At 69.2% G+C, this 9,443-nt stretch carries 11 protein-coding genes, 1 tRNA gene and 1 pseudogene; 10 read left to right on the top strand and 3 right to left on the bottom strand.

Annotation, left to right across the window (positions count from 1 at the left end):
* The 3 genes from G3N96_RS39945 to G3N96_RS35790 form a co-directional block, all read left to right on the top strand.
* Nucleotides 1–215: hypothetical protein (locus tag G3N96_RS39945; RefSeq protein WP_346778933.1), on the top strand; the 215-nt coding region annotated here is incomplete at its 5' end.
* 24 nt (nt 216–239) lie between these two features.
* Nucleotides 240–671 (top strand): phage tail protein, encoded by a 432-nt coding sequence (locus G3N96_RS35795; RefSeq protein ID WP_069246823.1) that lies wholly within the window; start codon nt 240–242, stop codon nt 669–671.
* Nucleotides 668–1,738, top strand: coding sequence for a phage late control D family protein (locus tag G3N96_RS35790; protein WP_206140125.1), 1,071 nt, complete (start codon nt 668–670; stop codon nt 1,736–1,738). Before G3N96_RS35795 ends, G3N96_RS35790 begins: the two co-directional genes overlap by 4 nt.
* A gap of 173 nt (nt 1,739–1,911) precedes the next feature.
* Here G3N96_RS35790 and G3N96_RS35785 read toward each other — a convergent pair whose 3' ends face one another.
* The gene (locus tag G3N96_RS35785) at nt 1,912–2,208 is read right to left on the bottom strand and encodes a hypothetical protein (protein WP_206140124.1); all 297 of its coding nucleotides are present in this window, start codon (nt 2,206–2,208) and stop codon (nt 1,912–1,914) included.
* A gap of 302 nt (nt 2,209–2,510) precedes the next feature.
* Nucleotides 2,511–2,930 carry an XRE family transcriptional regulator gene (locus tag G3N96_RS35780; RefSeq protein WP_069249199.1) on the bottom strand — a complete coding sequence of 140 codons (420 nt, stop codon included), beginning with the start codon at nt 2,928–2,930 and terminating at the stop codon, nt 2,511–2,513.
* 162 nt (nt 2,931–3,092) lie between these two features.
* Between G3N96_RS35780 and G3N96_RS35775 the strand changes: the two genes are divergently transcribed.
* The 6 genes from G3N96_RS35775 to G3N96_RS35755 all read left to right on the top strand — a co-directional run bounded on the left by G3N96_RS35775 (nt 3,093) and on the right by G3N96_RS35755 (nt 8,804).
* A complete protein-coding gene (locus G3N96_RS35775) occupies nt 3,093–3,308 on the top strand; it encodes a hypothetical protein (protein WP_124582292.1) in 216 nt (71 codons plus the stop codon).
* A 180-nt stretch (nt 3,309–3,488) separates the two neighbouring features.
* Nucleotides 3,489–3,737, top strand: a complete 249-nt coding sequence (locus G3N96_RS35770; RefSeq protein WP_048251455.1) for an ogr/Delta-like zinc finger family protein — start codon at nt 3,489–3,491, stop codon at nt 3,735–3,737.
* A 189-nt stretch (nt 3,738–3,926) separates the two neighbouring features.
* Nucleotides 3,927–4,193 carry a hypothetical protein gene (locus G3N96_RS35765; protein ID WP_089460273.1) on the top strand — a complete coding sequence of 89 codons (267 nt, stop codon included), beginning with the start codon at nt 3,927–3,929 and terminating at the stop codon, nt 4,191–4,193.
* A gap of 7 nt (nt 4,194–4,200) precedes the next feature.
* A complete protein-coding gene (locus G3N96_RS35760; protein WP_206140123.1) occupies nt 4,201–6,993 on the top strand; it encodes a toprim domain-containing protein in 2,793 nt (930 codons plus the stop codon).
* A gap of 378 nt (nt 6,994–7,371) precedes the next feature.
* Nucleotides 7,372–7,821, top strand: coding sequence for a helix-turn-helix domain-containing protein (locus G3N96_RS39505; RefSeq protein WP_346778932.1), 450 nt, complete (start codon nt 7,372–7,374; stop codon nt 7,819–7,821).
* Nucleotides 7,734–8,804, top strand: coding sequence for a site-specific integrase (locus tag G3N96_RS35755; protein WP_241022984.1), 1,071 nt, complete (start codon nt 7,734–7,736; stop codon nt 8,802–8,804). The genes G3N96_RS39505 and G3N96_RS35755 overlap by 88 nt, the downstream gene beginning before the upstream one ends.
* A gap of 15 nt (nt 8,805–8,819) precedes the next feature.
* Here G3N96_RS35755 and G3N96_RS35750 read toward each other — a convergent pair.
* Nucleotides 8,820–8,895 (bottom strand) — tRNA-Arg (locus G3N96_RS35750).
* 251 nt (nt 8,896–9,146) lie between these two features.
* On the opposite strand from G3N96_RS35750, the pseudogene G3N96_RS35745 reads away from it, so the two are divergent.
* A pseudogene (locus G3N96_RS35745) lies at nt 9,147–9,443 on the top strand (cytochrome c); the annotation flags it as partial.

The following is a 9,443-nucleotide window of genomic DNA, read 5'->3' as shown; positions in this document are numbered from 1 at the left end:
TCGAGATGGAGTGCCGTGCACTGAAGCGCGTGCGCGACGAGATGGGCCTGACCAACGTCGAGATCATGGTGCCGTTCGTGCGTACCGTGAAGCAGGCGGAGCGCGTCGTCGGCCTGCTCGAGAAGTTGGCCGAGATCGCGCGCATGGTGCGCGCCGAGCTCGAACGCGCCGAACGCGCGAAGGCGTCGCGCGCCGGCTCGCGCCTGTCCGATTGATCGTTCGTTGAAGGAAACCCGCCCATGATGATGTCGCTCGACCAGTTCGTTTTCAGCCTGGCGACCACGCCGTACCAGGAGCTCCAGCGCCAGCGCAACTGGAAGCACCGCACCAGCTCGCGCATCGGCGTGCGCGATGCGAGCCAGTTCACCGGCGCCGGCGACGACACGATCACGCTGTCCGGCATCGTCGCCCCCGACAACGGCATCGGCGAGATCGCGTCGATCGAGGCGCTCGCCCGGATGGGCGACGCCGGCGACGCCTACGTGCTCGTCGACGGGAACGGCAACGTGTACGGCGCGTACGTGATCGACAGCCTCAACGAGACGGCCACGTATCACACGAAGGAAGGCATCGCGCGCAAGATCGCGTTCACGCTCACGCTCAAGCGCGTGGACGACGGCGTGCTGGCCGAGCCGCAGCAGGACGACGAAAGCGGAGCGGACGAGCAATGAGCACGCTGGAACGCAAGCCGGGCGATGCGCAGGCCCGCGCGGGCCGCGTGCAGCCGCAGGCCGACTATCGGATCACGCTCGACGGCCGCGACCTGTCGCGCCTGATCGCGCCCAACCTCATCAGCCTGTCGCTGTCGGAATCGCGCGCGGACGAGGCCGACATGCTCGACCTGGTGCTCGACGACGCGCGCGGCACGTTCGCGATTCCGAAGCGCGGCGCGAGCATCAAGCTGTCGATCGGCTGGGTCGGCGAGCCGCTCGTCGACAAGGGCGCGTTCACGGTCGACGAAGTCGAGCACGGCGGCGCACCGGACGTCATCACGATCCGCGCGCGCTCGGCATCGATGACGAAGGGCATGCACGAGCGCCGCGAGAAAAGCTGGCACCGGCAGACGATCGGCGCGATCGTGCGCACCATCGCGACGCGCCACGGGCTCACGGCCGCCGTCGACGCCACGCTCGCCGCGACGCGGATCGACCATGTCGACCAGACGCAGGAATCCGACATGTCGTTCCTGACGCGCCTCGCCAGGCGCTACGACGCGGTGATGACCGTGAAGGACAAGCGCCTGCTGTTCATGCCGATCGGCAGCGGCAAGACCGTCAGCGGCAAGCCGCTCGACGTGCTGGCCATCACCCGCGCGAGCGGCGACCAGCATCGCTACCACATCGCGCAGCGCGACGATTACACGTCGGTGCGCGCGCACTATCACTCGAATGGCAGCGCGCGGCGGCTGTCGGTGGTCGTCGGCGACGCAAAAGGCAAGAACGTCAAGGTGCTGCCCGAGGATTACGCGACGGAAGCCGAGGCCCGGGCGGCCGCGCAAGCCGACTATGCGCGCACGCAGCGCGGCCAGTCGACGCTGAGCTACACGCTCGCACTGGGCCGGCCCGAACTGTTTCCCGAAATGCCCGTCACCGTGACGGGGTTCAAGCCGGAAATCGACGAGACGCCGTGGCTCGTGAAGAAGGCGACGCATACGATCGGCGACGGCGGGTTCACGACCGCGCTCGAGCTCGAGGTACGCGATGCGCCGAAGCAGTCGGGTCGAACCGGCAAGCGCTGACGGGTGAAGTAACGCGCAGGGCCGCGATGCCCGGCACGCGATCGCGTGCCGGCGATCGCGGTGGCGAAGTCAGGATCCCGGTGGGCGGGGCGACGCAATGCGCGGGGTGGGCGGCTCGGATTCGATGCAGCGGCCGGAGCGAATGCCGGCCGGCGGGGAGGCGTGGCGGCGCTTCAGCTCGATTGCTGGCGCCCGCCGAGCGTCACGCGCGTGTCCCGCGCGTCGCCGCATTGCTGCAACGTGGCTCGCGCATCGCGCAGGTTGGCCATCGCCTGCAGCGCGGCCTCGAGCACCTGCCCGACCGACAGCATCGCGCTATCGATCTTTGCGTGCGCGTCGGCCCGCTCGTCGTCGGTCAGGTCCGGACGATATCGCGGCGGGCCCATCGTCGATCCGCGCGGGTCCGCGCGATGGTCGGCGCGCGCCGACGCGCCGATCGTCCCGATGTCGTGCTTCCTGTTGGTGTCCATTTTTCCGGTCTCCGCAAACTCAGTCATCCACCGGGGGCCGCCTGACACGACGGGTCGCCTCGGAACGCCCCGCCGCCAGCTCACCGGCTTTCAGAATGCTAAACCAATACTGTATGGATATACAGTGATTCGTCCGATTTTATCCGATGCGCTTGCGCGGCGCGCTCGGCGCACCGCCGTGGAATCGGGAAAACGGAAAGGGGACGGGCCGCCTGCGCCATGGCCCGGATCGGGCTACGTGCGACCGCGCGCAGCGCGCCGCCGGCATGCGCAGCAGCGCGTGCGCCGGGCCGCGCGGCCGCTTATTTCTTCGGTTGCTTCGCCGCGCGCTCGGACTTCAGCCGTTCGACCTCGGCCATCGCCCGCTCGACGTTTTCCGCCGTGCGCTGATCGAGGGCCGCACGGCGATTCTCCGGCAGGCGCTTCGCGCGTCGCGCCGGCGCCGCCTGCACCATCGCGCCCGTGCTGATGCAACTGGCGAGAAACGCGTGCAGCGATGCCTTGCCTGCATCGTTGAGCTGCCGGTACATCGCCAGCACGTCGGCCTCGTCCGCGTCGCGGCCGCCGGCCTCCGACGCCGGTTCCCCTGCGGCGGACCGTTCGCCGGTCAGCACGTAGCCGATATCGACACCGATCTCGCGAACGGCCAGCAGATAGGACGCGTCGGGAGAGCGCTCATCCGACTCGTACGCCGACTGCGAGCGCCTCGCGACACCGCCCACGGTCGCAAACTCGTCCTGGCTGAGCCCGATCCGCAAGCGCTCGTCCCGCAAGCGACTCCCGATTTGTGTCATAAATTACCCATTAACAATTGACGCGCTGTTTTTTGCTCATTACACTGGCCTTACCGTAACGCAAGACTATCTCGACAAAGTATACCGACCATGACTACTCCCCAAGGCCCGCGCCGTTCGCCGCGCGGCACGATGTCGGACAAACCCGTCTACGTCGGGCTGACGCCGGCCGAGCGCGGCGAGCTCGAGCAGCTCGCCGCGCAGCGCAACCGCTCGATCTCCAGCATGGCGCGCGAACTGATCCGCATCGGCGCGAGCCACCTGCGCGCGATCGCGGCGCCGCGCTCGCGCACCGCCGGCCGTTGAACCGGGCGCCCTCATGTTCCGCACCGTCGAACGCGCCCGACCGTCCGTGCCCGCAGTGTCGATTGTGAACCGCGCGCACGCCCGCACCCATCCGCCGATCGGCCAGCGATGCAGCCGGATCGCCCGCGCAACCCACCGTCCGATCGGCCCTGCGCAGACTCTCGCCCGGAGCACGACCCCATGCGAATCCTGAACCGTTGCCCGCACTGCCGCACTCGCGCCACCGCGCGCAGCAGCCGTGAGATGTCGCTGACGTTCCGCGAAATCACGTTCCAGTGCGCGAATCCGGAGTGCGGCCACACGTACGTCGTCAACATGGAATTCGCCCGCACGCTGTCGCCGTCCGCCGTCCCGAACCTTGCGTTGCAGTTGCCGCTTTCGCCGCACGTCCGCGAACGCCTGGCCGCGCAACTCGAGCTGCCCGTCTGACGCCCTAACCCCTCGTTCCCGCGTTTCCCTCGCATCGTGCCTGAACGGCGCGAGGGATCGCCTTTGCCATTGAAAAGGACACCTCATGATCCCGATCCAAGCGGGCCGCGCCGTCCGTTGCCCCGCCCGCCCGGCGATGGTCCGCCACCCCGCGCGATGCGTACGGGTCTATCACCAGGAGGCGCGCCCATGAACCGCTACGCCACCGAACCCGCGCCGCACGACGCCGCGCTGCGCGCCGCCATCGCGGCGGCCGCCGACACGCTGAGCTTCGACGCCCCGCCGGACAGCCCCGAGCGGCAACGCACGCTCGGCCGCTTCGTGTCGGCGCTCGCCGACCGCCTGGCGCTCGGTTTCCCGCAATCCGCCGCCGCGCTGCGCGCGCTGGCCCATTCACCGGCCACGACGGGCCATCCCGCGCCGCCCGCATCACCGCAACCCGAACGGCAGCAATGACGAAGATATGGCCTCGATCGACGAACTGAAACGACACATCGACCTGCATGACCTCGCCGGCCGCCTCGGCCTGAAGCGCGGCCGCGGCGGCGACCGCGCGCTCTATCATTCGCCGCAGCACACGGACCGGAGCCCGTCGCTGTCGATCTATGCGAATCACCCGAAGTACGGCACCGGCTGGCGCGATCACAGCGCCGACGCCGGCGGCTCGTGCATCGACCTCGTGATCCATGCGCGCGGCGGCACGGTGGCCGACGCCGTCCGCTATCTCCACGACGCGTATGGCCTCCCGTCCGAGCGCCCGGCACCCGCCGAGCGCCGCGAGAAATCCACCGTCGAATACATCGCCGACCGCTGCACGGCCGAACGCGATCGCGTGCGCGACTACCTCGGCGGCCGCGGCATCTCCGCCGCGGCGCTCGACGCGGCGTTCGCGGCACGCACGCTCGGCTTCAATACGTGGACGAGCCCGAAGATTCCCGCCGGCGACGTCGGCCACGGCGGCCCCGCCGCCGCGTTCGTGGTGCGCGCGCCGGGCGATGCGCGCGTCGTCGCGGTCGACATGCGCTACGTCGACCCCGCGCTCAACGGCGGCGTCAAGACGCAGACCCAGGGTGACAAGGCCGGCTACGGCTGGACCGCCGACGCGCGCCGGCTCGACCGCGCGAAACGCGTGGTCATCGTCGAGAGCGCGATCAACGCGCTGTCGATCGACACCTGCGCGCTGCCCGGCACGGCCGCGCTGGCGCTGCGCGGCCTCGCGAACGTCGAGCGCATCGACTTCGCGTTCCTGCGCGGCAAGCAGGTCACGATCTGCCTGGACAACGACGAGCCGTTCGCGGAAGGCCACCCGCGCGCCGGGCAGCGCCCCGGCCCCGAGGCCGCGTGGGCACTCCACGAACGGCTGACCGCGCTCGACATCAGCGCGGTGCTGGTCGACCAGTCGGACTGGCTGGCGGATCTGGCGGACGGCGACGCCACGCGCACGCCGATCAACGACGTGAACGACTACCTGCAGCTGCGCGGCCCGGCCGACCTCGCACGCGCGCTCGACCAGCTCGAGCCGTGGCTCGTCGCCGGCCTGCCCGGCGACGCCTCGCGCCGCGGCCGGCCGCGCATCTTCCTGCCGGCGCACGATTTCGCACAGTACTGGCGGTTTCGCGTGCGGCCCGACTTCACGAACTACATCACCAAGATGGATCGCAACGAGGAATCCGGCGTCGAGACGCCCGTGATGACCGACCTGTGCGGCTTCCGCATCGCCGGCATCAGCCGCGTGGCCGTCGCGAGCGCGACGTCGACGATGACGGGCGACGCCGACCAGGCGCCCACCGTCTACTTCGCCGTGTCGGTGCAGGCGCCGCGGCACGGTGCGCAGCTGATCCGCCGCGTGATGCTCGACGACCAGCTGCACAACGTCGACCAGTGGAGCAAGTTCGGCCCGATCTGGGCGCCGGCGCCGTTCAAGCGGATGGTGAACATCCTCGAGCGCGGCGCCGACCTCGGCGCGCGCCGCGCCGCGAACTTCGTCGGGCTCGCGTGGCGCGACGGGCGGCTGATCGTCAACGAAGGCCCCGACTGCTACTTCACCGAAGCGGACAAGCAGTGCCCGTATCACAACCTCACGTTCCCGGGCGGCCCGGTGAGCGACGCGCGCCGCGTGATCGCCGCCTACCAGACGACGTTCCGGCAGAACGCCGCGACGATCCCGCTCGTGTGGGCGCTCGGCGGCCACCTGAAGGCGCTGCTCGGCTTCTGGCCGCATCTGACGGTCCAGGCGAACAAGGGCGCGGGCAAGTCGACCCTCATCAAGCGGCTCGAGCGCTCGCTCGCGTTCACGATGTTCTCGGGGCAATCGCTGCAGACCGAATTCCGCCTGCTGACCAGCATCAGTCACACGAGCCATCCGGTCGGCTGGGAAGAGCTGTCGGCGCGGCGGCAGGACGTGATCGACAAGGCGGTCGGGCTGCTGCAGGAGAACTACCAGTACACGGTGACGCGGCGCGGCACCGACATGACCGAATACCTGCTGTGCGCGCCGGTGATGCTCGCCGGCGAGGACGTGCCGGTGCGCAGCCTGCTCGGCAAGCTCGTGCGCACGACGCTGACCGGCAAGCGCGGGCCGCTGCTGCCCGACGATCTGCCGCGCTTCCCGGTCCGCCAATGGCTCGAGTTCCTGACCGGCCTCGACCGGCGCACCGCGCTCGACCAGTACGCGGCGCTGCGCGACCAGGCGCTCGCCGGCTGCCGCGCGAGCGGCGAGGACGACGGCGCGCGGCGGATGGCCGGCAACTACGCGGCGATCGGGCTCGCGTGGCGCTACCTGTGCGAATTCGCCGGCATGGATCCGAGCGAAGGCGAGTTCCCGCGCGACCTGATCGCCGAGATGAACGGCCACGTCGCCGAAACCAGCGCCGACCGCGAGCCGTGGGTCTGGATCATGGAAACGGTGCTGTCGGAAATCGACGGCGGCAACTACAAGCATCCGTACACGTTCGACACCGTCGACGGCGAATTCTGCCTGCTGCTGCGCACCGGGCACGTGATGGATCACCTCGCGCACACGAGCGCGCTGCGCGACAAGTGGAACGGCCTGCCGGTGAAGTCCGACCGTGTGTTCAAGGCGCAGCTCAAGCACGCCGGCGTCGTGGTCGGCGAGAAGGAGGTCGAGCGCCGCATCTACATGCGCCGCGTGCCGTACCTGACGCCGGTGTCGCTCGAGCGCCTGGCCGCATTCGGCCTCCACGTGTCGGTGCGCGAGGATCTGGCGACCGACGCGCTGCAAGGCGGCCGCGCATGAGCCGCGCCCTGTCCGGCCCGTCATCGTGCGGCGGCGCCCGTCGGGAGCCGGCAGGCAGCGCACGCGAGTCGTGGTTGTCGCCGGTGACGGCTCGCAAGTCCTTGATTCCTGAGGAAACTGGCGCCCTGCCTCACGCCGGGTTCGCCACGTGTCATGCCGCGTTTGCCATGAGTCCGGCTGGCGCGCCGGCGGCGTTCCCCTTCTTCTTCCTCTCTCTTCAACTCATTGAAGAAAAAGAAGAAAGAGAACCGGGAAGCCACGGCGACGAGCCGCCATCGCGCGCCACGAGTCGGCGCCGCATTGCCATCGGTCGCCGCCGATGCAGCAATTCCGCGCCACGGGTTCCACGCGCTCGCCACGCCTGAATGATGGCAACCGATGGCCAACAAAACGCTTGAACATCAACGTGTTATGCACTCTTCACACGCAAACCACGATTCCACGAGTTGCGCTGCGTGCCCGCCCGGCGCGCGGCCTGCCGACAGCCCGCATCCGGCCACCGTCGACCTGGCCGGCGCCGCGGCGCTGCTCGGCGCCCATCCCGAAACGGTGCGCCTGAAGGCCCGGGCCGGCGCGCTGCCCGGCCGCAAAGTCGGCAAGCGCTGGATCTTTTCCGTCGCCGCCCTGCAGCGCTACCTCGCCGGCGAATGGCTCCCGCCCGTCGCCCATCACGATCCGAAAGAGGAAACCCGCCCATGTCGCTCTACAAGCGCAAGACCAGCCCCAACTGGCAATACAAGCTGTACCCCCCTGGCGGCGGAACGCCGATACAGGGAAGCACTGGCACCCGCGACAAAGCGCAGGCCCAGGAATTCCACGACCGGCTGAAGGTCGACCTGTGGAATCAGGCGCGGCTCGGCACGAAGCCGCGCCATTCGTGGAACGACGCGGTCGTGCGCTACGTCGGCGAACGCGCGGGGCTCGCCAGCCTGGAAACGTCGAAGATTCACCTGCGCTGGCTCGACCGGCACCTGTCCGGCGTCGCGCTCGCCGATATCGACCGGAACCGCGTCGACGCGATCGCGCTCGCGAAGCGCCGGGAGCCGCGCACGGTGCGCACCCGGCACGGCATCGTCGAGACCGACCGGGCCGTCAGCGACGGCACCGTGCGTCGCGTGATCGGCGTGCTGAAGTCGGTGTTGAATGCGGCGGTCGAATGGGAATGGCTGGAGCGCGCGCCGGTCACGAAACGCGTGAAGATCGTCTCGAAGCGCATCCGCTGGCTGACCCCGGCCGAAGCGGAGCGGCTGCTCGCCGAACTGCCCGCGCATCTCGCCGACATGGCGCGCTTCAGTCTCGAGACCGGCCTGCGCCGCGCCAACGTAACGGGGCTGCGGTGGTCGCAAGTCGACCTCGCGCGGCGCGTCGCGTGGATCCATCCCGACCAGGCGAAGGCGCGCAAGGCCATCACGGTGCCGCTTTCGGAAACCGCGATCGCGGTACTACACCGCCAGCACGCGAACCCGCGGGCACCGGACTGCGCGGACAGCGTGTTCACCTACCGCGGCCGGCCGGTCTACCAGACGGCGACGGCTGCCTGGGCCAAGGCGCTGCAGCGTGCCGGCCTGAGCGATTTCCGCTGGCACGACCTGCGTCACACGTGGGCGAGCTGGCACGTGCAGCGCGGCACGCCGCTGCAGGTGCTCAAGGAGCTGGGCGGATGGGAGACGATGGAAATGGTGCAGCGGTACGCGCACCTGTCGGCCGACCACCTCGCGCAATGGGTCACGCCGCTGACGGCCGAGCGCGTGCCGGTGCCAGCTGCAATTCAGCTGCAACGAGACAGTGCGACGAACGGAGAAAACCGCTGAGAGCCTGACTAGGCTTGGCGCGCCCGGCTGGGATCGAACCAGCAACCCCTGCCTTCGGAGGGCAGTACTCTATCCATTGAGCTACGGGCGCCTGTGACAGTGAAGCGACCCCAATATACAGGCCGCCCACGATTGGCAAGACGGCAAGGATACCCGGTTTCCCATGACGCGTCCACCTTGCCCGACGAATCCCCGCCGGGCCGCGCCGCGTGCGGGTAAACACGCGCCATCGCACCGCTCGCCGTGATGTAAACGTTCCGTCTATAATCGACCGGGCTTCATTGGACTGCCATTTGCCGTTGCACCGCGCTCACAATTCCTAATCACGGAGACGAGGCAAGCATGAGCGAAGCACCCCACGAATCTCCCGTCAAAACCCCCGGGCAGCTGATTGCCGTCATCATCGCGTCGTTCGCGATTCCGATCATCCTGATCGTCCTGTTCGCCAACTATGCGAACCATGCGTTCCGTTCCGGCGCCGGCACGGACGCGCTATCCGACGAACAGGTCGCCGCACGTGTCGCCCCGCTCGCCAAGGTCGACGTGAAGGACGCCAACGCGCCCCGCACGTACAAGACCGGCGAGGCCGTCTACAAGGCCGTCTGCGTGACCTGCCACGGCACGGGCGCCGCCGGCGCG

This window comes from Burkholderia sp. Se-20373, assembly GCF_017104705.1.
Taxonomy (GTDB): Bacteria; Pseudomonadota; Gammaproteobacteria; order Burkholderiales; family Burkholderiaceae; genus Burkholderia.
The sequence above is the reverse complement of the archived record's forward strand: the minus strand, read 5'-3'. Positions and strand labels throughout refer to the sequence as shown.

What these genes read in the sequence shown, in the direction of transcription:
- G3N96_RS35760 (WP_206140123.1), top strand. Translation starts at nt 4,201, where the DNA reads ATGGCCTCGATCGACGAACTGAAACGACACATCGACCTGCATGACCTC.
- G3N96_RS35770 (WP_048251455.1), top strand. Translation starts at nt 3,489, where the DNA reads ATGCGAATCCTGAACCGTTGCCCGCACTGCCGCACTCGCGCCACCGCG.
- G3N96_RS35795 (WP_069246823.1), top strand. Translation starts at nt 240, where the DNA reads ATGATGATGTCGCTCGACCAGTTCGTTTTCAGCCTGGCGACCACGCCG.
- G3N96_RS35785 (WP_206140124.1), bottom strand. Translation starts at nt 2,208, where the DNA reads ATGGACACCAACAGGAAGCACGACATCGGGACGATCGGCGCGTCGGCG.
- G3N96_RS35790 (WP_206140125.1), top strand. Translation starts at nt 668, where the DNA reads ATGAGCACGCTGGAACGCAAGCCGGGCGATGCGCAGGCCCGCGCGGGC.
- G3N96_RS39505 (WP_346778932.1), top strand. Translation starts at nt 7,372, where the DNA reads ATGGCCAACAAAACGCTTGAACATCAACGTGTTATGCACTCTTCACAC.
- G3N96_RS35765 (WP_089460273.1), top strand. Translation starts at nt 3,927, where the DNA reads ATGAACCGCTACGCCACCGAACCCGCGCCGCACGACGCCGCGCTGCGC.
- G3N96_RS35775 (WP_124582292.1), top strand. Translation starts at nt 3,093, where the DNA reads ATGACTACTCCCCAAGGCCCGCGCCGTTCGCCGCGCGGCACGATGTCG.